At 60.2% G+C, this 16,946-nt stretch carries 31 protein-coding genes and 1 pseudogene; 18 read left to right on the top strand and 14 right to left on the bottom strand.

The annotated features are described in order from the left end of the window. Nucleotides 1-9: 9 nt before the first annotated feature. From J8I33_RS16185 to J8I33_RS16125, 14 genes are all read right to left on the bottom strand, one after another. Entirely contained in the window at nt 10-348 is a 339-nt protein-coding gene (locus J8I33_RS16185) for a hypothetical protein (protein ID WP_209938044.1), read from the bottom strand. After that, nucleotides 345-998: a hypothetical protein gene (locus J8I33_RS16180; protein ID WP_209938042.1), complete on the bottom strand. Its 654-nt coding sequence runs from the start codon at nt 996-998 to the stop codon at nt 345-347. The genes J8I33_RS16185 and J8I33_RS16180 overlap by 4 nt, the downstream gene beginning before the upstream one ends. Beyond that, nucleotides 995-1,588 (bottom strand): hypothetical protein, encoded by a 594-nt coding sequence (locus tag J8I33_RS16175; RefSeq protein WP_209938039.1) that lies wholly within the window; start codon nt 1,586-1,588, stop codon nt 995-997. Before J8I33_RS16175 ends, J8I33_RS16180 begins: the two co-directional genes overlap by 4 nt. 52 nt (nt 1,589-1,640) lie before the next feature. Further along, nucleotides 1,641-1,949, bottom strand: a complete 309-nt coding sequence (locus J8I33_RS16170; protein ID WP_209938032.1) for a hypothetical protein — start codon at nt 1,947-1,949, stop codon at nt 1,641-1,643. Between the two features lie 10 nt (nt 1,950-1,959). Beyond that, complete coding sequence (locus tag J8I33_RS16165) at nt 1,960-3,042, bottom strand: hypothetical protein (protein ID WP_209938025.1); 1,083 nt, start codon at nt 3,040-3,042, stop codon at nt 1,960-1,962. A gap of 15 nt (nt 3,043-3,057) precedes the next feature. Next, nucleotides 3,058-3,231: a hypothetical protein gene (locus J8I33_RS16160; protein ID WP_209938018.1), complete on the bottom strand. Its 174-nt coding sequence runs from the start codon at nt 3,229-3,231 to the stop codon at nt 3,058-3,060. Between the two features lie 188 nt (nt 3,232-3,419). Next, a complete protein-coding gene (locus J8I33_RS34745; RefSeq protein WP_280920972.1) occupies nt 3,420-3,548 on the bottom strand; it encodes a hypothetical protein in 129 nt (42 codons plus the stop codon). Between the two features lie 17 nt (nt 3,549-3,565). Continuing rightward, nucleotides 3,566-3,745 (bottom strand): hypothetical protein, encoded by a 180-nt coding sequence (locus tag J8I33_RS16155; protein ID WP_209938011.1) that lies wholly within the window; start codon nt 3,743-3,745, stop codon nt 3,566-3,568. A 33-nt stretch (nt 3,746-3,778) separates the two neighbouring features. After that, nucleotides 3,779-4,138, bottom strand: coding sequence for a hypothetical protein (locus J8I33_RS16150; RefSeq protein WP_209938005.1), 360 nt, complete (start codon nt 4,136-4,138; stop codon nt 3,779-3,781). Beyond that, nucleotides 4,114-4,338, bottom strand: coding sequence for a hypothetical protein (locus J8I33_RS16145; RefSeq protein ID WP_209938000.1), 225 nt, complete (start codon nt 4,336-4,338; stop codon nt 4,114-4,116). Before J8I33_RS16145 ends, J8I33_RS16150 begins: the two co-directional genes overlap by 25 nt. 49 nt (nt 4,339-4,387) lie before the next feature. Further along, the gene (locus J8I33_RS16140) at nt 4,388-4,699 is read right to left on the bottom strand and encodes a hypothetical protein (RefSeq protein ID WP_209937998.1); all 312 of its coding nucleotides are present in this window, start codon (nt 4,697-4,699) and stop codon (nt 4,388-4,390) included. A gap of 56 nt (nt 4,700-4,755) precedes the next feature. Continuing rightward, nucleotides 4,756-4,977 carry a hypothetical protein gene (locus J8I33_RS16135; protein ID WP_209937996.1) on the bottom strand — a complete coding sequence of 74 codons (222 nt, stop codon included), beginning with the start codon at nt 4,975-4,977 and terminating at the stop codon, nt 4,756-4,758. A gap of 159 nt (nt 4,978-5,136) precedes the next feature. Further along, a complete protein-coding gene (locus J8I33_RS16130) occupies nt 5,137-5,364 on the bottom strand; it encodes a hypothetical protein (protein WP_209937994.1) in 228 nt (75 codons plus the stop codon). Nucleotides 5,365-5,419: 55 nt separating this feature from the next. Further along, a complete protein-coding gene (locus tag J8I33_RS16125) occupies nt 5,420-5,857 on the bottom strand; it encodes a hypothetical protein (protein ID WP_209937992.1) in 438 nt (145 codons plus the stop codon). Between the two features lie 99 nt (nt 5,858-5,956). On the opposite strand from J8I33_RS16125, the gene J8I33_RS16120 reads away from it, so the two are divergent. The 18 genes and pseudogenes from J8I33_RS16120 to J8I33_RS34495 form a co-directional block, all read left to right on the top strand. Further along, nucleotides 5,957-6,181, top strand: coding sequence for a hypothetical protein (locus J8I33_RS16120; RefSeq protein WP_209937990.1), 225 nt, complete (start codon nt 5,957-5,959; stop codon nt 6,179-6,181). Nucleotides 6,182-6,285: 104 nt separating this feature from the next. Beyond that, nucleotides 6,286-6,627, top strand: a complete 342-nt coding sequence (locus J8I33_RS16115; RefSeq protein ID WP_209937988.1) for a hypothetical protein — start codon at nt 6,286-6,288, stop codon at nt 6,625-6,627. Further along, nucleotides 6,624-6,830 carry a hypothetical protein gene (locus tag J8I33_RS16110; RefSeq protein ID WP_209937986.1) on the top strand — a complete coding sequence of 69 codons (207 nt, stop codon included), beginning with the start codon at nt 6,624-6,626 and terminating at the stop codon, nt 6,828-6,830. The genes J8I33_RS16115 and J8I33_RS16110 overlap by 4 nt, the downstream gene beginning before the upstream one ends. A 150-nt stretch (nt 6,831-6,980) precedes the next feature. After that, on the top strand, nt 6,981-8,369 hold the full coding sequence (locus J8I33_RS16105) for a helicase-related protein (protein WP_209937984.1): 1,389 nt from the start codon (nt 6,981-6,983) through the stop codon (nt 8,367-8,369). Next, nucleotides 8,366-9,241 carry a site-specific DNA-methyltransferase gene (locus J8I33_RS16100; protein ID WP_209937982.1) on the top strand — a complete coding sequence of 292 codons (876 nt, stop codon included), beginning with the start codon at nt 8,366-8,368 and terminating at the stop codon, nt 9,239-9,241. The genes J8I33_RS16105 and J8I33_RS16100 overlap by 4 nt, the downstream gene beginning before the upstream one ends. Continuing rightward, nucleotides 9,242-10,405 carry a hypothetical protein gene (locus J8I33_RS16095; protein ID WP_209937980.1) on the top strand — a complete coding sequence of 388 codons (1,164 nt, stop codon included), beginning with the start codon at nt 9,242-9,244 and terminating at the stop codon, nt 10,403-10,405. Then, on the top strand, nt 10,402-10,914 hold the full coding sequence (locus tag J8I33_RS16090; protein WP_209937978.1) for a hypothetical protein: 513 nt from the start codon (nt 10,402-10,404) through the stop codon (nt 10,912-10,914). The genes J8I33_RS16095 and J8I33_RS16090 overlap by 4 nt, the downstream gene beginning before the upstream one ends. Continuing rightward, nucleotides 10,911-11,675: a hypothetical protein gene (locus tag J8I33_RS16085; RefSeq protein WP_209937976.1), complete on the top strand. Its 765-nt coding sequence runs from the start codon at nt 10,911-10,913 to the stop codon at nt 11,673-11,675. The genes J8I33_RS16090 and J8I33_RS16085 overlap by 4 nt, the downstream gene beginning before the upstream one ends. Next, nucleotides 11,672-11,890 (top strand): hypothetical protein, encoded by a 219-nt coding sequence (locus J8I33_RS16080; protein ID WP_209937974.1) that lies wholly within the window; start codon nt 11,672-11,674, stop codon nt 11,888-11,890. Before J8I33_RS16085 ends, J8I33_RS16080 begins: the two co-directional genes overlap by 4 nt. Nucleotides 11,891-11,902: 12 nt before the next feature. Further along, nucleotides 11,903-12,160: a hypothetical protein gene (locus tag J8I33_RS16075; protein WP_209937972.1), complete on the top strand. Its 258-nt coding sequence runs from the start codon at nt 11,903-11,905 to the stop codon at nt 12,158-12,160. Continuing rightward, nucleotides 12,157-12,399 (top strand): hypothetical protein, encoded by a 243-nt coding sequence (locus J8I33_RS16070; protein WP_209937970.1) that lies wholly within the window; start codon nt 12,157-12,159, stop codon nt 12,397-12,399. Before J8I33_RS16075 ends, J8I33_RS16070 begins: the two co-directional genes overlap by 4 nt. Beyond that, complete coding sequence (locus J8I33_RS16065) at nt 12,396-13,034, top strand: hypothetical protein (RefSeq protein WP_209937968.1); 639 nt, start codon at nt 12,396-12,398, stop codon at nt 13,032-13,034. Before J8I33_RS16070 ends, J8I33_RS16065 begins: the two co-directional genes overlap by 4 nt. Before the next feature lie 3 nt (nt 13,035-13,037). After that, the gene (locus J8I33_RS16060) at nt 13,038-14,048 is read left to right on the top strand and encodes a dATP/dGTP diphosphohydrolase domain-containing protein (RefSeq protein WP_209937965.1); all 1,011 of its coding nucleotides are present in this window, start codon (nt 13,038-13,040) and stop codon (nt 14,046-14,048) included. Continuing rightward, nucleotides 14,045-15,436 carry a helix-turn-helix domain-containing protein gene (locus J8I33_RS16055; protein ID WP_209937958.1) on the top strand — a complete coding sequence of 464 codons (1,392 nt, stop codon included), beginning with the start codon at nt 14,045-14,047 and terminating at the stop codon, nt 15,434-15,436. Before J8I33_RS16060 ends, J8I33_RS16055 begins: the two co-directional genes overlap by 4 nt. Next, complete coding sequence (locus J8I33_RS16050) at nt 15,433-15,684, top strand: hypothetical protein (protein WP_209937952.1); 252 nt, start codon at nt 15,433-15,435, stop codon at nt 15,682-15,684. Before J8I33_RS16055 ends, J8I33_RS16050 begins: the two co-directional genes overlap by 4 nt. Then, entirely contained in the window at nt 15,681-16,172 is a 492-nt protein-coding gene (locus tag J8I33_RS16045) for a DUF1643 domain-containing protein (RefSeq protein WP_209937945.1), read from the top strand. The genes J8I33_RS16050 and J8I33_RS16045 overlap by 4 nt, the downstream gene beginning before the upstream one ends. Continuing rightward, nucleotides 16,154-16,384 carry a hypothetical protein gene (locus tag J8I33_RS16040; protein WP_209937938.1) on the top strand — a complete coding sequence of 77 codons (231 nt, stop codon included), beginning with the start codon at nt 16,154-16,156 and terminating at the stop codon, nt 16,382-16,384. Before J8I33_RS16045 ends, J8I33_RS16040 begins: the two co-directional genes overlap by 19 nt. Next, a pseudogene (locus tag J8I33_RS34495) lies at nt 16,381-16,944 on the top strand (DNA cytosine methyltransferase); the annotation flags it as partial. The gene J8I33_RS16040 and the pseudogene J8I33_RS34495, both read left to right, overlap by 4 nt. Nucleotides 16,945-16,946: the final 2 nt, after the last annotated feature.

The raw sequence follows: 16,946 nt of genomic DNA, 5'->3' as shown, positions 1-16,946 counted from the left end.
TGGTGGTCCTCATGCGTGCGTTGCCCAGACTGCATACGGGCCGTCTTCCGAATCGCCAATGTCGATCAGCCACCAACCGGGCGGCGGCGACGGGTCCCATGCAGAAATGTCACCGCTGCCGTTCTCGAAATACGAGACGTATGCGGGATGGGTGCTTTCCTGGTTTTCGAGGCGAACAACTTGGGTCTTGATCCCGGCCCGCTCGCACAATTCTTCCCACTCGATGGGGGAGCAATGCTCGGCACCTTTCATCGTCACATCCCAGAAGTGACGAAGATCGGGATGTAGGAAATGTCCGCACTCGTCGCGCACGACGGGGATTTTCTGGAGCATCGGTTGGGTGGTCATGCTGCCTCCGTGGCGGCGCGGGCCGCATCGTACGTGCGGATCGCCCACGCGATCGCATAGAGGTTCCAAATGAACCCGAACGTGTACTCATTGCAGCCCGAATACCATTCGTAGCAGTCTTCAAAAAGGTTCGGAAACTCTTCGTTTCTGAACTCGTTAAGTTTAGAAAATGCGGTACCGTTGTCGCCATCAAACACGTCAGCGAGTACTTCCGATTCGATTTCTTCCCATAACGCCGTGAGGCGTTCGGCGCTTATATAGCGCCTCGCGAAATAGGAGTCGAACTCCTCGCGCACTCGTGCGATAAAGCTATCTGCACTGAATCTCTCCGCTTGGCCGTTGCCGTAGCCATCACAGGAGACTGCCTGGAGCTTTTCGCACCAGTAGCCTTCGTTGATATAGAGCTTCGTCGGATCATCCCCGCGATCCGTGCGGAAGAACTGGAACATGTCCGGCAACCTGGAGAACACGTACGTGCCGCAGTCGCCGCGAATGCAAAGTGCGCCGGGCCATGTCAGGATTTCGAACCAGTAGCAGCTGTCGCCATCCGCCTTGCGGAATTTGATATGCCGGTCGATGCCATCGTCTCTCATGATCGTCATCTTATGGTTGGCTACGTCGCGCTCGAACCGTTCTTGTGTACACGTCATGATGTGGTCCTTGAATGGCTGCGCAGCGCATGAAAAGCCCGCAGCGCTTCCTTGTAGCTGGCCTTCGCAGCTTTCATCGTGTCGCACCATTCGCCCTCGATATCGCGATCATGCGTCCACCAGCCATCAGGGCCATTGCGATACATGCGCCATTGCTCGCGCCGGCGCCCGCGATGATCTCGCGCCGGCAATTCGCGGCGCTCAAACTGAGGTAGCTTTCTGCCGCACAGATACTCCCCGAATGACGCGGCTCCATCCAAGTCAAGCCAATCATCAAAACGGGTGCGCTTGGGAGGGGTTGGAAGTGCGGCTATCGCAAGTTCTCGGCCGGCGTCGGTCGCCATAAACACCACGTCACCTGCGTCAAGAAACTTTGGCGTACGGCCGCGCGCCATAAATCCACCGGATTCGAGTGTCTCGAGATGGCGCATATCATGATGGCCGATCCCAGCGACAAAGTAATTCCGGTGCGGTATGCGCCGATCCGGGCTCAGGCCGAGCGTACGCTGCAACAAACCTATCTGATAAGGGGTGCAATCCATATCGTTCTCAATCTGAAAAAGCGGGGCGTCATGTTGACCACCCTCCATAAGCCGCGCGAGTCGGGGGACGTCCCGCGCGGTCGGCGCAACAAGTAAAATGTCAGGCAGCGATAGCGGCCGCCGGCGATGCCTGCGCGAAGCGCTGAACCTGTTCCTCGTATTCGGGCATGAGCATTCCGTCGATGTCGGAATAGACGCTTTCCCCATTGGGGAGAACCCATTCAGCGAGCATCTCACCGTGCGCACCCGCTCCGCGGCAGAGTCGCGCGCAGTGGGCAATGATGTACTGTTCGGATTCGACCGAATACAGCTTGACGTATGCGCGCATGTATCCGAGTTCGGCTGCGTCGGCGGCACGGATATCGCCCTTGCGCGCTGCCTTTCCTGCTTGCTTGTGGAACGTCGTCATGGTGTCTGCCTCACAGATTGATGCGCGAGACGATGCCGCGCCACGAGCCTTCCTGCATCAGAAATCCGACCGGCCGCGCCGGATCCCAGAAGAACGTGACCTTGTCTCCCGTGATGCGCGTGAGCATCTTCGCGAGTTGATCACCCTTGAACGCATATTCGAACTTGATGTCGCCGCTTTCTTCGACGCCTTCGAGCTCGAAATCGACATGGTGCGCGCCATCCTTGATCTCGATCTGGTAGCCATCGCCATCGTTGAAGAACCGGACTGCGCCGAGCTTCGAGTCGTAGAAGCGGTGAACTGATATCGCGTCCCGCAATTGCGCGAGCGGGAACGTGATCGAATTTTTGAGATCGGGCGCGATCCGGCGCCATGTGGGGTATTTGAGAAGAGCTTTTTTGGCCCGCAGCGTCGATTCACCGCGAACGGCAATGACACCGTCTTGCATGACGATGATGCGTTCCGGATTGAACGACGTCAGGAGCGCTGCGCTCTTCTCCATCAGCATGAATCCGAATTCCGGCGCTTTTATCGCGATTTGGTTCGTCGCCATCATCAGCACATTGGTGGCGACTACATGGATGCTTTGACCGTCCGATTCGATCCAGACGCCTTGACAGAATTCGCGGATGTCTTTGTCGTCAGCCACGAATGCCACGCTCTCGACGAGAGCACCGAGGCCGGGCGTATCGAACTCTGCGAGCGGCTCGCCAGGTGACTGCGGCTGCGGCATCGAAGCGCCATGCAACATCGGCAGTTGGGCGCGCGACCGTGCCGATTCGACGAGCAACCGGCCATTGGGAGTGATGGACAGCTTGATGTGGCCGGCTGCCTTTCCCATGAGCGGCGCGAGTTTTTCGGCCGGGACGCAGACATCGAACTCGCCTTCCTGCAAGACCTTCATCGGGGTCCGCGTTGCGATATTTCCGGCGGCGCTCGTTCCGAAATACTCGATCCGATGATCATCGCCGGCGCGCAGACGGATGCAGGCTGCAGCAGGAAGTAGCGAGCGCCGATCGATTGCTTTCTCGACGAGATCGAAGGCGCCGGAGAAGTCCGATGCTTCGACGCGGATAATGGGTCCAGCGGTCATGTTGCGATCTCCCGATTAACGGTACGTGTGCGTGCTTCCAGCCAGTTCACAGGAAGCGTGAGGCTTGGTGTTTGTCTTCTCGAAGCGCTCGGCATCAGCATTGTCCCTACGCGACCGCCGAAGCAGCACGGCAATGGCGCCGATTGCGGCGGACCAGGTGACGAGATTGAGGATGACGAGCGTGTCCATGGCTAATTATTCCGATTACCGCGCTCGGACGATTCGGCCGCGATCAAACGCGGCAACGACGTGTGACGCAGGCTGAGAAGCCAGCTCGCCAAGCGTGATCAGTTTGTACGATTGGCCTGCCATCACGAGAACTCGGATGCGGCCGTCCAGACTTCTTGTGGCACCCCTATGCATTGCTTTTCGAGAATTCACTTCGTCACCTCAATCGAGAGTGCGGTATGAATTGCCTGCGCCACGGCATGCAGGCTGGTATATACGAACGTTCCAATCACGACTGCTACAACGAGAACGGCGATAACGACGACGATGTTTTTCATAGCTATCACCTTGGTGCTCAGTGCGCCGGGTCGGCGTCGATCAAGCCGTGTTCTTCAGCGAGCCGGCGTGCGAGATCGCGCTCGCCGGAGGTCGCATAGCTGATCGCGCGGGCGGCAATGTTCATAAGCTCGTGGTCATCGCGCGCATACGCTTCGGCGTGTGCGTGCTTCAGGGCGGAAAGCAGATCGGCTTGCATGGTTGATCTCCTTCTGGGGCGCGGTACCTGCGGTTAGCGGGTCAAACGCGCATGCATCGGTTCGGGCGCATCTTTGATCCCGGCCTTGATCAGCACGGCATCAAGGGCGGCACGTAGCGCGCTGTTCAGCATCGGCCGGCCTGCGGCGCGCGCGTCATCGTCGGCCTCGCCGATCATGTCGAGAACCAGCGTCATGTCGGCAGCGCATGCGCCAATGGCGGCGTCTTCTTCCGTTTCAAATTCAGCGATAACGCGCTTCCCGGTGACGATCGACGAATCGTCGACAACGACCGTGGTTCGCGTGTGGCGATTCCATGCTTCGGCGCGCCACGGCGGAGGGGTGTGCTTTGACGTGTACATGGCTGGCATCACAGGCATTGCGAGGTGGCGCATTGAATCTCACCCTTCGCCACTTCGTTCTGATACTGGGAATACCCGACGAACAGCAGGTACGCAAAGCAAACGCCGAGGATTGCGAACACGTAAAGCAGCGCGCGTAACGTGAGCCGGGCAATGCGACGCGTCCGCGATTCAGGCTTCGAACGCGACCACGTGATCAGAGACTTCGGGGCATGCTGCTTCGTCGTGTTCATGGTCATTCCTCGGTGTGGTGTGATTGCCCGCCATAGCGGGAACGGTTGATCAGGCGAGCCACTTCGCGCCGAGCGCGATCAGGTTTTTCGGTTGCCACGTCGCCCAGCTCTTCAGCTGATCGCGAAGCGTCTTCGGCGTGACATTCATTTCGGCCGCCTTGCAGTTGATCAACGCAACATCCGCGAGCAGCTGAGCGAGAACGGGCTTCGCTGCTTCCTTGTCCTGCTTCAGCTGCGCGGCCCGCGCTTTGCGCACGGATTTTTCGGCTGCCGCTTGCTGGCGCTTGTATGCGTCAATCTGAGCGTCGATGTCGCCGCGCTTTGCGAGCGGCAGATTGAGCAAGCCGTGATCGAGTGCCATCGTCGTTCCCCTTCGTGTGCGTTGATCAGGCCGGAATAGAGACCGGCCTCCGAGCGTTAAGCGACGAGTGCTCGCGCGCGCCAGACGCGAATGGCGCGAACATGGATGTATTCGCCCAGTTCGTTGTCGCTGGATTCGGTAACTTGGATGACGTATGCGTCGCTGGTGCCGACGATCGTCGTGCCACAGATGCGGCCGACGCCGCGGAAGGTGCGGGGCGCGCTGAGGTCAAGCGTGTATTCGTAGTTGACCATCGCGCCGTTTTCGATCTTCGTCATCGCCGTTCTCCGGTTCGCCGGGCGCAGATGTGTCGCCCTGTTAGAACCAAGCTTAGACCTAAAAGTCACAACTAGCAAGACTTATCGGTCAAAGTAAAAGCGAGCTTTGACGAATACGGGATGAAACCCGTCAAAAGTATGATGTATTCAGGGTGCTGCTTAAGCGCCCTGCATCTTGCGGACGACCGCCGTCTGGGCGATCAAAAGGCCGTTGAGGAGTTCGAGGCAGTCCTCAAGGCGTGCATTCACCTGGCTCGATACCAGGCGTCCGTCGACGACGGAAAGCGTGATGGTGGAGGTGTTGGGGAGCGCGACTTCCTGTGACAGCTCCTTGATCTTTCGTCCCCCGACTACGTACAGATGAGATCTCTCTTTGTTGGCGCTCATGGTTCCCTCGAATCGAGCATGCTGCAAATATTCTGCGCACAAAACGCGATGGAGATCACATTAACGACACTTTCCGGTCTTTCAGTTGTTGCGGGGTTCCCCTACCTATAAGGGCAAGCGTGTTGTCGACGTAGCCAAGCTCTTGTTCCGTAAGGGGTTGCAGTTTGTCTAGGGCTATCAATTTGTTGATCAGCGCCCGGATCTCGCCTCTGATTCCGGAATTGGAGACCAGGGCGTTTGCCTCCATGCCCTCGCAAATCAAGAGGGCGGCCGCGACGCCGGTCGCCTCAGCCAGCCGCTCGAGCTGCAGCAGCGTCGGTTCCTGCTCGGCGCGCATCGCGCGATAGATCGGCTTGACGCCGATCGGCGACCGCTTCGGCAACTCGCCAAGTTCGCGGACGCTGTGGAATCTTCCATCCGGCCCGATTAGCGACTTCAGATTGTCGGACAGCACTCGCAGCAAGTGCGAGGTCGGTTTCTCTTGTGTGCTCATAGTTTCTATTCCAATAGCTCCCTGTGTTCTTTGACCTTAACGGAATTGCTGAGACTCTTGGGTCATTGACAATGTGACCGATAAGTCATACTGTGAAGCATGGACGAACTCAAAGACCTCTCCGCCTGGCTCCTCAGCGAGCGCGGCAACTGGACTCAGATCGCCGAGCGTGCCGAGGTGTGCACGAGATCTATTCACCGGATCGTGTACACGCCGGACCACAACGTGACGAGACGAATCATCCGCAGGCTACAGGCCGAGCGTGAGCGGATGGAGCGTGTTCGTCAGTTCGATGCTTCGCAACGGTCTTCGGTTGGTATGTAGTGCTTACCGTTTTCGGGGTCGTGACGGGAGTATTGGCGACATGTCCCCGTCTGTTCAATGCGGTAGTTGTGACATTTGCGTCATGTTGTAACGGGAGACACAAAGTGAGCCAGACAAAACGCGGTTCGTTTATCGAAGCCCTGACCAACACGGCCATCGGCTACCTCATCAACTACACCGCGAACCTTTTGATCTTTCCGCTGTTCGGGATGCACATCAGCGCGACAGCGAACATCCTGCTCGGCCTCATCTACACCGCCATTTCGATCGTGCGTGGTTACGTGCTGCGCCGGTTCTTCAACCGCTTTACTGGTAGCGCACGAAAGAGTAGAGCAGCGGGCCTGAAGATTCATGTCTATTCGGGGATGGCTAATGGGGTCATCAGCCCGGAACAGGCCACGAAGATCCTCGACGAATCCCGCGCTCGTAACGAGGCTCGGCCATGAACTGGGATCAGGATTTCACGGTCGTCGGCGCCGAACTGTGGCTCGATGATCGCCTGCTGGGCGAATTCAGTAGCCATAAGGCCGCGCTGCTCGCGCTGAGCCAGATGCGCGCCGGCGGCAACGTGATGCTTTCCGATGAGGTCCGCGTCCTGACGGACGCCGACCTCGCACTACTCGACGCGATCAACGCCGACGAGAAATGACCATGAACAAGCTCTATGGCCGCATCACGCGGCGGGCATCACTCGCGCTCAGCGCGGCAAACGGGGTGCGTTGATGGATGCTGACATCCTCATTTTCGGCATGCTCGCGGTGATCGCAGCGGCTGCTGCGTTTTGCTGGAGGGCGGCGCGATGACGGGATATCAGCAATTCCTCGCGCGGAAATTCCGGATGGCACCGTCGAACGGGCTCGATCATATTCCGTCGCTGCCGCCATCAATGTTCGGTCATCAATCAATGCTTACGCATTGGGCACTTCGCAAGGGCAGATCAGCCGTTTTTGCGGATACGGGACTCGGCAAGAGCTATATCGAACTCGCATGGGCGGATGCGCTCGTGCGTGCCCGCAGCCTCGATGTAATTCTGCTCGCGCCACTCGCTGTCGCAGCCCAGACAGCGCGGATAGGTGCCACGATCGGAATTGACGTCAATGTCTGCAGGGACGACAGCGACGTGCGGCCTGGCATCAACATTACCAATTACGACCGCCTGCATCGCTTCGATGCCGGTCGTTTCGGCGCAGTAGGGCTCGACGAATCGAGTTGCATCAAGCATCACAACGCGAAGACATTCTCGATGCTTGTTGATGTTTTCTCGAAAACCCCATTCCGCCTTTGCGCGACCGCAACGCCGGCGCCGAACGACTGGACGGAGTTGGGAACGCACGCGGAATTTCTGGATGTTTGCAGCCGCCCCGAGATGCTCGCCGAATTCTTCATCCATGACGGCGGTGATACGCAGACGTGGCGACTGAAGGGGCACGCGCGGCAGGAATTTTGGCGCTGGGTAGCGACCTGGGGCGCTCTCGTCAGGAAGCCGTCTGATCTCGGATATGACGACGCGCGATACGAACTCCCGCCGCTCGTACATCACGAGCATACCGTGGCCTCAGATGAATTCATGAACGACGGCCTGTTTCCCACCGAAGCTCGCACGATGAGCGAGCGTAGGGATGCGCGAAAGCGTTCGTTGTCGGCGCGCGTCCATATGACGGCCGGGATCGTCAATGCCACTGATCGCCCGTGGATCGTCTGGTGCGATTTGAATGCCGAGAGCGAGGCTCTCGCGAGATCGATCCACGGCGCCGTAGAGATTCGAGGTAGTCATACCCCTGATGAAAAGGAATCAGCGTTCCTCGACTTCGCCGAAGGCCGTATTCGCGTGCTGGTCACGAAGCCATCGATCGCAGGGTGGGGACTCAACTGGCAGCACTGCCGCGACATGGCGTTCGTTGGTGTTACCGATTCATTCGAGTCGTATTACCAGGCGGTGCGCCGCTGTTGGAGATTCGGACAGACGCAATCGGTGAACGTCCATACGTTCGCGAGCGAGGAGGAAGGTTCTGTCGTCGCGAACCTGAAACGCAAGGAACGTGACGCACAAGAAATGGCCGAGGCGCTCGCCTTCGAAACGCGAGAAGCGATGCGCAGCGAGATCTTCGGCACCGCACGAAATACGAACGCGTATCGCGCCGAGACGCAGATTGCCATTCCTGCGTGGTTGGCAACGGAGAACGTATGACTGTCATCAAACAAGCCGCCGGCGATAACTGGACGATCTATAACGGGGACTGCGTGGAGGTCGTCCAAGGGCTGCCGGATCGCAGCATCGATTACTCGATCTTTTCGCCGCCGTTCGCGTCGCTGTACACGTACAGCAACTCGACGCGTGATATGGGCAACTGCCGCACCGACGCTGAGTTCTTCGAGCACATGGGATATTTGATCGCCGAGCTCAGGCGGGTCATGAAACCCGGCCGCGTTCTCTCGTTCCATTGCATGCTGCTTCCATCGAGCAAGGAGCGTGACGGCTACATCGGCCTCAAGGACTTTCGCGGCGATCTGATAAGGGCTTTCCAGTCGCACGGCTTCATCCACCACTCCGAGGTCGTGATCTGGAAGGATCCGGTGACGGCCATGCAGCGGACGAAGGCACTCGGCCTGCTCCACAAGTCCGTGCGCGAGAACGCGAGCATGTGCCGGCAGGGCATTCCTGACTACCTGATCACGATGCGCGCACCCGGCGACGTGGAGGAACGCGTGAAACACGATCCTGGCCAATATCCGGTATCTAAGTGGCAACAGGTCGCGTCGCCAATCTGGATGGACATCAATCCGTCCGACACGCTGCAGCACAAGAGCGCACGCGAGCACGATGACGAGCGCCATATTTGCCCGCTGCAGCTCGAGGTGATTCGCCGCGGTATCGATTTGTGGACGAATCCCGGCGATGTCGTGCTGTCCCCGTTCGCCGGCATCGGAAGTGAGCTCTACGTGGCGGTCGAAATGGGGCGGCGCGCGGTGGGCGTCGAGCTCAAGGAGAGCTATTTTGCCCAGGCCGAAGGGAACCTCCGCAGCATCGTGAAGCAGGACGGATTGATCGGGGACATGTAAATGGCCACGAAGAAAGAACTCCCCGAGCGCAGCCGCTACCGCGTGATCGAGGTCCGCATGTGGGCAGACCAGAAGTTCTGCGCGCTGTCACCGATCCCGCCATCCGGCCAAGGTCTCTGGGTCTACCTGCTCACCGGGCCGCACACTGGCCCGATACCCGGCGTTTTCCGCGCTGGCCGCGCCGGCCTGGCCGAAGAACTCGGTTGGACCCCGGAAGCCTTCGACGAAGCCTTTGCGGAAGTCTTTCGGCGAGGCATGGCGAAAGCCGACTGGCAAGCCAAGTTTGTGTGGATTCCGAAGGCGGTCGAGTGCAATCGGCCGGCGTCGCCAAACGTGGTCACGTCGTGGGGTAAGGAGTGGCCACAGTTGCCGGAATGCGACCTCAAGGTCGAGGCATTCGAAGTCCTGAAGTCCTTTATCCATGGCCTCGGAGAGGCTTTCGGAAAGGCTTTCGACAAGGCTTTCGCAAAGCCTATCGTTAAGGCTTCCGGGAAGGCTTTCGACATGGCTTCCGGAAAGACTATGGCGATCCAGAAGCAGGAGCAGGAACAGGAACCTACTAATAGTCGTCGTCTGTGCACTGCAGCCGGTGAGCCTGTGGATAACTTGGCTGACGACCAGCAACAGCAAAAAGACGAGACGACGACTGAGGGGAATCGTACCGATTCCCAAACCCTGAACCCCGCAAGCCAAGAATCGGCCGCTGGCGTCGTTGCTGCGGGTCCGGATGGCTCAGCACATCGGCAAGGCGTAGCGAGCGGCATGGCGGCCCCCGCACGCGTGTCGGATGATGGAATGCCCCCGCTGTCGGTGTCGGTCGAATGGCTGCAGGATCGCGGTGTGCAGATCGACGCATCGAGTGATCTCCTGATCGGATGGCGGCGCGCCGGCGTCACGGAAGGGCAGTTCACCATCGCGATCGCCAAGGCCAAGGACTACAAGCTCGCCCACATTCCGGCGAACTACCTCGCCAAGATCATCGACGAGATGATCAACCCGCCGGAGCGTGCATCGAAGAAGCGCATCGCACTCGGCGACGACGAGAAAAGCCTGAAGGCGGCGGCGCGCGAGCTCGGCATGGACGAAGGGCGCCAAGGCGAGAGCCTGAAGCAATACAAGGCCCGGATCATTGAGCGCATGAACGATGGGAGGCATGCGGCATGAATACCCGTCCCGCATATCGCCTGTGGTCGCCCGAAGAAGACGCCGTGATCGTCAGCGGATACCGCGCTTCAAAGGGGCCGAAGGTGATCGCGCGCGAGCTCGTCGACCGCTCCCAAGGAAGCGTCCAGAAGCGCGCGCGAGTTCTCAAGCTTACTGGCAAGGGGCTCGCGCCACGTGGTTCCCATCTGACGTGGGCACCCGGCGAGATTTTCCGATTCCTCGACGAGAACGGCCCAACGACCCCATACGAGATAGTTGCCGCGACGGGCGTTTCGCTCGCTCACGTCTATCTCGTGCTCAAGGAAGGTCACGGAACGCTTTTCCACATCGGTGGCTGGAAGCGTCGCCCGACGAACTGGGCGAAGCGGTGGGCGGCAGGTCCGGGCCCAGATGTCCCGAACTACGAACGCAAGACCGTGCGCGAATGCGCACGTATTCGCCAAAGGCGCGCGCGGCGGCGCGCGAAGTTCAACCCGTTCGAATCCCTCATTCCTCAGGTGTCTGCATGAAAACAATGAACGCCTGCATGAAGGCGAAAATCACTCGCCGGCCATGGACGCCTGAGGAGACCAGTCTCCTGATCGAGATTGCTGAACAACGTCGCGTTTTGCGTGACGAAGCGAATCGCTTTGTGGGGCGGACGTATTCCGCGTTGAAAAGCCAGAGCGAGCGCATGCGTTTGCAGATCCATCGCGAGCGCGGATACACGGCTGATGAGGATCGGATCGTGCGTGAAATCTACGCATCGAACTCATCCATCAAGTCGCGGCTGAACTCTCTGCCCGGTCGGTCCTATTCATCCGTCAAGGTGCGCGCGCGTCAACTCGGCGTCGCTGGCTCGAAGCCTGCCGCGACGGATGGTTCCCTGTCGGTCGTTCGCGCATGCGTCATTGCATTGCTCGCGAAGCATGGCCCGATGGCTACGGAAGATATCGTCGCTCGCCTCGAATACAGCCTCGATAGCGTACGTCGCACGATGCGACGTGGCCGCGGGAAAGACTTCTACGTGATCGCATGGAGGCGCGTCGGGTTGCATGGGCTCGCACCAATCTGGGCGATTGGATGCGAACCAGACGCTCCGCGGCCACCGAGAAAAGATACGGCGCTATGCCGCCGCGAATACAAACGCCGCCAGAAGATTGCCGCTGCCGCCTTCAATCCGTGGGTCATCCGGGCTGCCCCGGATTCGGTTCTTACGGCTACTGCCGGCCGCGTTTTCAAGCAGGACATGACCATTCATTCGAACGACGACGTCGAGGTGGAAGCATGAAACGAATCATCGCATATGCATTTTTCGCGTGGCTCGGAGTCATCGGCGGAATGGCCTATACGTCGCTGCGAGTGGCGTCGACTTGCGATTTCGCCGGCGCTGCACTTTCTATCAATGGCGCCCAGTACATCTGCGCTCCGACCCGCGCGATTCAGCATGAAGGATCGACCGCTGCGCCGGCCGCAGGAAAAACGAGTCGGCACCTGGTCGTATAACGGAGACTGAACATGACGTCACGCAGACAGATATTCGAGGCGGCACGGGAAGAACTTGCGCGAGCCAATAAGGCGCGCAGTGAATACGCGAACCTCGACGAAATCCGGTGGGCTGCTGCAACGAATCCGTTCGAGGCGTGGGCTGATTACAGCGCGCGCATTCCCGAGCGAAACGCATGCCGAAAGGCGATCAGAGATGCCGAGTCGGCGCTGCGCGTGCTGTCGTCCCGGCGCGGCCATGTCGTTGTCGAAGATGGGGAGGCAGCATGAACTGCAAGCCCGGCGATCTTGCCTTCGTGATCGCATCAACCATCCCACAAAACATCGGACGCATCGTCGAGGTCATCGCATGGAGCGGTGAGATGCAGATGTGGGAATGCCGATCACGAGACCCGATGCTGCTGAAGAGTGGCGAGTTTCTCACTGAGCACTTCTGCGAGGACAGTCGTCTTCGGCCAATCAGCGGCGTGCCGATCAACGACGACGTGACGGACGAGGTGCGGGCATGAAGAAGAAAGCGACGGCGCGTGCGGGCGGGGCGGTCCGCGAAAGCGCTACGACGCCGATCCGCGGTTACGCCCAACGCAAGCTCGCCGAGATGCACGGCACAAAGCCGAACAGCGAGTTCGACGACATCGCCGCTGGTTTCGACGCTGGCATCGAGGCGATGAAGCAGGAGGAGTGCTTATCGCGCCACGAACGCGGGACGGTATCGAAGGTTCCGCAGAAGCGATTCCGGGCCGACCTCGCAGAGAAGGTGAAGACCGGCGCGAAGTTCTTGGAGTCCGCTCCTGAGCCCGCGAAGGCTGGCGCAACCGTCATGCGTTCACTCGGCCACGTGCGTACACGAAAAGTGGACGCCGCGATTGAAGCGTACGGCGAATTGCTCGCGACGCTCCGGCTGCGTGGCGATGTTCTCTGGTTCCGCGCGAATCCGATCAAGTTGCGCCTGGCTGACGAGACGTATTACGGCCCGAACTTCGCCGTGATGGTCGCCAGCGGACACCTCGAGATGCACCACGTCATGGATGCGGCAAAAAACGAGCCGCTCACGACGGTGAAGATCGCGGCCGAGCAATTCCCTTTCCGATTCGTCGCGGTCCATCGCGATGATTCTTGTGGCTGGAAGTTTGAGGAGTGCTAAAAAATGAGTGATGCATCAAATCATGCGGCGGAGTGGACAAAGGTGGGGAAGCGAGTGATCGTCCTGACGACTGGTCAGGAAGGCCATGTCACCGGCTTTTATGGCATGCAGTATCGGCTCGTCCGCGTGGGCGATTCGCGCACGCCGCTCGTCGTCGATCTCACCGATCTGGGTCCTGCCGATCAGAAACCCGGCAGCGTTTCACGCGGTGACGCTGTTTCACGGGAAACCGAAAGTCATGTTCAACATGACTCCGTGCCGAAGGAAACACTCCGCGCATGCACCGACATCCCGGAAGAGAAGTTTCGCGAGCACTGGCTCGAGCAGACGGGGAATCACCGAGGCGCTGCGCCGATCATTGAAGGCACGGCGATACCCGACGACGCTCCCAAACCGTTCCCCGGCGAGACGCCGCAGATGTTCGAGCAGCGGATATCACTGAGCGAACCGGAGGTTGATCTTCGCTCACTCGAAACGTGCCGCGCGCGTTTCCATACGCCGATCGATTTCTCGGGATCGCCTGAAATTCCCGACGGTGGAAAGCCGACTAACCCGAAGGACGCCATCGCAACCGACAAGCTCCCGCTGCACCTCCTGTCGCCGTTCGTGAAGGCATACCAGGCAATCGCGCACTACCTCGGCAACGTGAAATATGGCGCATGGAACTGGCGTGCCGCCGGCATCCGTCTCTCCGTCTACAAGGCCGCGCACGATCGCCACATGGACGCGTTCTGGGAAGGGGAGTTTTACGACCCCGCAGACGGTACGCCGCACCTCGCGAACGCGATGTGCTGCCTGAACATCGTCGTCGACGCCATGCTGACGGGCAACGTCATCGACGATCGGCCGCCGGGCAATCACGAGCGCCTGGCAGAAGTGCGCGCCGAGCTCGAAGCGCTGATGCCGAAGATCCGCGCGAAGTACGCCGACAAGCACCCTCGCCATTTCACGATCGCCGACACGGACGAGTTGAAGCGGCCGCGCGCGGCTCAGCCGCAAGGAGACGTGCGATGAGTAACGAAAACGCCGCAACCGTGCGCGTGTGCGCAATCTCCGACGCCGAGTGCTCGCGCGGTTGCGCCTCTGGCGCATGCAAGCGTGAGGCGGAGGATCCGTGCGTGGCACATCCCAAGGACGCATCGATCCAGCCCGAGCCGCGAACGGCAGATGAGGCGGTGTATCGCTTCGGCTACGACGGTGTCTGCCGCATACAGTCCGCGCGGACGGATGAGCAGGCGGCGTTCGTGGAGCTGATGGGCTACGACCGGCCGGAAACGGAAGGAATTGCTCAGGACGTGTGGGATAGCCAACGCGGCGCATGGCTCGAAGCGCTCGATTACGCCCGCGCCTCGTCGCCCAATGCGGCGGGGGCGGAAGCGGCGAGTGAACTCGCGAGCATGACGCGCATGTTCCATGCCGCCTGTCATGACCTCGGGCTCATCAATGAAGCGCTCGGCCTCGATCCCGAAGACGGCGGCGCAGAACCGATTCTCGACGCGATCCAGAAGCTTAAGGACGAGCGCGATCAGTGGGTCGATGCCAACTACGCCGCCCCCGCGCAGGCGGCGGAACCGGTGTGCTGGATCACGAAAGAGCAGCTCGAACAGCTCGAAGACCTCACATCCGACGCATGGGTCTACTGGCGCGAAACCGGCCATGTCACCGAGGACGATGAGCTTGCGCTCTACACCGCCCCGCCCCCTCCCGCCCCGGCATCCGCTCCTGTCGGGCTGACGGACGAAGACATCGAGTCCATGGCGAACGCATGCGGACTGCACGGCGTACGGCAGGCTGTCGTCAAATGCGTCCGCGCCCTTCTCGCCACCCAGCAGCCGGAGCCGCGAGCTTCCCTCACCGACGATCACCGCGACAAGATCGAGCGCGCCGAGGCGTGCTTGCGCGGGCGCGGGCCGGAACACGTTGAGGCCGCGAACGGCTTGCTGGAAGTGCTGATTGCGCATCCGGTGCAGCCGGAGCCGCAAGCCTCGGCCGGCGTCATCGCAGCAGCAATCGCCGTGATCGAGTGCGACCGTGCGCATGTCTTGACCGACGAGCATATTGACGCGCTCGACAACGCGATCAAGATCCAACGCGGCGAACTGAAGCTGCCGGAGCCGCGAGTCGAGGTGACGGAAGAACAGCCGAGCCTCACGAATCCGCTAACGCCCTACGGCATGCTCGTGCGCGCATTGCGAATCGTCACCGGCACGTTGCTGGGCGATATGGCGAAAAGCCTGAATATTCCGAGCGCGCAAGTGTCTGCAATGGAGTTCGGTCGCGCTCCTGTCACGCTGGATTTCGCATTGGATGTCGCGGCGTATTTCGACGTTCTTGGCGTACCGGACACGCTTGTGGCGATTCGCCGCGCCATCGACGCCGGCCGCGCAGGAGAGGCATCGTGAGCAAATACCAGACACTCGACGATCTGATCCTCGCGGCAATCAACGAAACCCCGAAGAAGTTCGTCGCGGTCAACACCGGCGAGGTTCGGCGGGAAAGCGAGCGTCTCGCGCGCGAGGAATGCAAGCCGACCACCTTCGGCGAAGTTGTGGGTTGGCGGGTCGTCGACAGACGCCTGCAGGCGCTGCGCAAGGCCGGGAAGATCAAGGCGACGACGAAGGGCTGGATACGCATGGGAGGTGCATCGTGAGCGCCATCATCAGCACATGCGGAACCTACCGCTATCGCCTCGAGCGTGAAGTCGGTCTCGACGGACCGACATACGCGTTCATCGGGATCAACCCGTCCACCGCAGATGCCAGCATCGACGATGCGACCGTTCGGAAATGGATCGGCTTCGTTTCGCGGTGGGGTGGCCGCAAGTTCATCGTCGGCAATGTGTACGCCTACCGCGCGACCGACGTCGGTGCGCTCGCGTCTGCCGACGATCCGGTTGGCCCGATGAACGACGCCCACCTCGCCAGCATCCTCAACGACGCCGACATCATCGTTCCGTGCTGGGGTGCCCGCGGCAAGCTGCTGCCATCGCTTCTGCCGCGCCTCGACATGATCAGCCGCCTGATGAACGGGGCCACGAAATCAGTGATGACGTTCGGCCTTACCGCATCCGGCGATCCGAAGCATCCGCTCATGCTCGGCTACGACACCGAGCTGCAACCGTGGAGATCATCACGATGAAAAAGGAACGCAAGCGCAACAACGAGCGCGACTACTACGGCGAGGGGCGGCGCGCATATGAACGGTTTGGGTCTCTCGCGCCGAATCCGTATCTCTGCGGGTTCCCGAAGACGGAGTTCGATCGCGGGCTTCGTGCTGCTGCGGCAGATGAACAAGGCGCGGCGGCCCGCGAAGGCATGGGCCGCCTCTACCGTGGTGCGGAGGTCCAGTGAATGACCTGGTTATTCATTCCATCGAGCTTTGTGCCGGAGTCGGAATGCTCGGAGAGGGTGTCAGGGCTGCACTCGAGCATTTCGGAATCAGCCACCGAACCGCTTGTTACGTGGAGCGGGAAGCCAGTGCCGCCGGCCAACTTGTCACGCTTATGGAAGAAGGAGCGCTTGATCCGGCGCCTGTCTGGTCTGACCTTCTCACGTTCGACGGCTCAGCGTGGCGCGGAAGCGTGGATTGCGTTGTTGCTGGATTCCCGTGCCAAGACATCTCCGTCGCTGGGCGGCGCGCCGGCCTCGACGGTAAGCGCTCTGGTCTTTTCTTCAACGTCGTCGACATCGCTACCGATTGCGGTGCGGCGCTCCTCATTCTGGAGAACGTCTCAGGAATCATATCTGCCACTGCCTCCGTTGTGGACGAAGAGGATGGCGAGCTCTTCGAGCGCGCAGCTTCCCGGGTCGTGGGAGAACTGGCCGATCGCGGGTGGCATGCGGAATGGGCGCATATACGCGCGTCCGACGTGGGCGGAAATCACCAGCGTGAGCGGTGGTTTTGTTTCGCCTG

Origin of the sequence: Burkholderia sp. AcTa6-5 (assembly GCF_017815075.1) — a bacterium.
Taxonomy (GTDB): Bacteria; Pseudomonadota; Gammaproteobacteria; order Burkholderiales; family Burkholderiaceae; genus Burkholderia; species Burkholderia sola.
The sequence above is the reverse complement of the archived record's forward strand: the minus strand, read 5'-3'. Positions and strand labels throughout refer to the sequence as shown.

What these genes read in the sequence shown, in the direction of transcription:
- J8I33_RS16135 (WP_209937996.1), bottom strand. Translation starts at nt 4,977, where the DNA reads ATGACGAAGATCGAAAACGGCGCGATGGTCAACTACGAATACACGCTT.
- J8I33_RS16075 (WP_209937972.1), top strand. Translation starts at nt 11,903, where the DNA reads ATGACGTCACGCAGACAGATATTCGAGGCGGCACGGGAAGAACTTGCG.
- J8I33_RS16185 (WP_209938044.1), bottom strand. Translation starts at nt 348, where the DNA reads ATGACCACCCAACCGATGCTCCAGAAAATCCCCGTCGTGCGCGACGAG.
- J8I33_RS16150 (WP_209938005.1), bottom strand. Translation starts at nt 4,138, where the DNA reads ATGCGCCACCTCGCAATGCCTGTGATGCCAGCCATGTACACGTCAAAG.
- J8I33_RS16125 (WP_209937992.1), bottom strand. Translation starts at nt 5,857, where the DNA reads ATGAGCACACAAGAGAAACCGACCTCGCACTTGCTGCGAGTGCTGTCC.
- J8I33_RS16155 (WP_209938011.1), bottom strand. Translation starts at nt 3,745, where the DNA reads ATGCAAGCCGATCTGCTTTCCGCCCTGAAGCACGCACACGCCGAAGCG.
- J8I33_RS16110 (WP_209937986.1), top strand. Translation starts at nt 6,624, where the DNA reads ATGAACTGGGATCAGGATTTCACGGTCGTCGGCGCCGAACTGTGGCTC.
- J8I33_RS16140 (WP_209937998.1), bottom strand. Translation starts at nt 4,699, where the DNA reads ATGGCACTCGATCACGGCTTGCTCAATCTGCCGCTCGCAAAGCGCGGC.
- J8I33_RS16170 (WP_209938032.1), bottom strand. Translation starts at nt 1,949, where the DNA reads ATGACGACGTTCCACAAGCAAGCAGGAAAGGCAGCGCGCAAGGGCGAT.
- J8I33_RS16105 (WP_209937984.1), top strand. Translation starts at nt 6,981, where the DNA reads ATGACGGGATATCAGCAATTCCTCGCGCGGAAATTCCGGATGGCACCG.
- J8I33_RS16180 (WP_209938042.1), bottom strand. Translation starts at nt 998, where the DNA reads ATGACGTGTACACAAGAACGGTTCGAGCGCGACGTAGCCAACCATAAG.
- J8I33_RS16065 (WP_209937968.1), top strand. Translation starts at nt 12,396, where the DNA reads ATGAAGAAGAAAGCGACGGCGCGTGCGGGCGGGGCGGTCCGCGAAAGC.
- J8I33_RS16060 (WP_209937965.1), top strand. Translation starts at nt 13,038, where the DNA reads ATGAGTGATGCATCAAATCATGCGGCGGAGTGGACAAAGGTGGGGAAG.
- J8I33_RS16070 (WP_209937970.1), top strand. Translation starts at nt 12,157, where the DNA reads ATGAACTGCAAGCCCGGCGATCTTGCCTTCGTGATCGCATCAACCATC.
- J8I33_RS16160 (WP_209938018.1), bottom strand. Translation starts at nt 3,231, where the DNA reads ATGGACACGCTCGTCATCCTCAATCTCGTCACCTGGTCCGCCGCAATC.
- J8I33_RS16095 (WP_209937980.1), top strand. Translation starts at nt 9,242, where the DNA reads ATGGCCACGAAGAAAGAACTCCCCGAGCGCAGCCGCTACCGCGTGATC.
- J8I33_RS16120 (WP_209937990.1), top strand. Translation starts at nt 5,957, where the DNA reads ATGGACGAACTCAAAGACCTCTCCGCCTGGCTCCTCAGCGAGCGCGGC.
- J8I33_RS16090 (WP_209937978.1), top strand. Translation starts at nt 10,402, where the DNA reads ATGAATACCCGTCCCGCATATCGCCTGTGGTCGCCCGAAGAAGACGCC.
- J8I33_RS16100 (WP_209937982.1), top strand. Translation starts at nt 8,366, where the DNA reads ATGACTGTCATCAAACAAGCCGCCGGCGATAACTGGACGATCTATAAC.
- J8I33_RS16055 (WP_209937958.1), top strand. Translation starts at nt 14,045, where the DNA reads ATGAGTAACGAAAACGCCGCAACCGTGCGCGTGTGCGCAATCTCCGAC.
- J8I33_RS16165 (WP_209938025.1), bottom strand. Translation starts at nt 3,042, where the DNA reads ATGACCGCTGGACCCATTATCCGCGTCGAAGCATCGGACTTCTCCGGC.
- J8I33_RS16175 (WP_209938039.1), bottom strand. Translation starts at nt 1,588, where the DNA reads ATGGAGGGTGGTCAACATGACGCCCCGCTTTTTCAGATTGAGAACGAT.
- J8I33_RS16130 (WP_209937994.1), bottom strand. Translation starts at nt 5,364, where the DNA reads ATGAGCGCCAACAAAGAGAGATCTCATCTGTACGTAGTCGGGGGACGA.
- J8I33_RS16085 (WP_209937976.1), top strand. Translation starts at nt 10,911, where the DNA reads ATGAAAACAATGAACGCCTGCATGAAGGCGAAAATCACTCGCCGGCCA.
- J8I33_RS16145 (WP_209938000.1), bottom strand. Translation starts at nt 4,338, where the DNA reads ATGAACACGACGAAGCAGCATGCCCCGAAGTCTCTGATCACGTGGTCG.
- J8I33_RS34745 (WP_280920972.1), bottom strand. Translation starts at nt 3,548, where the DNA reads ATGAAAAACATCGTCGTCGTTATCGCCGTTCTCGTTGTAGCAGTCGTG.
- J8I33_RS16080 (WP_209937974.1), top strand. Translation starts at nt 11,672, where the DNA reads ATGAAACGAATCATCGCATATGCATTTTTCGCGTGGCTCGGAGTCATC.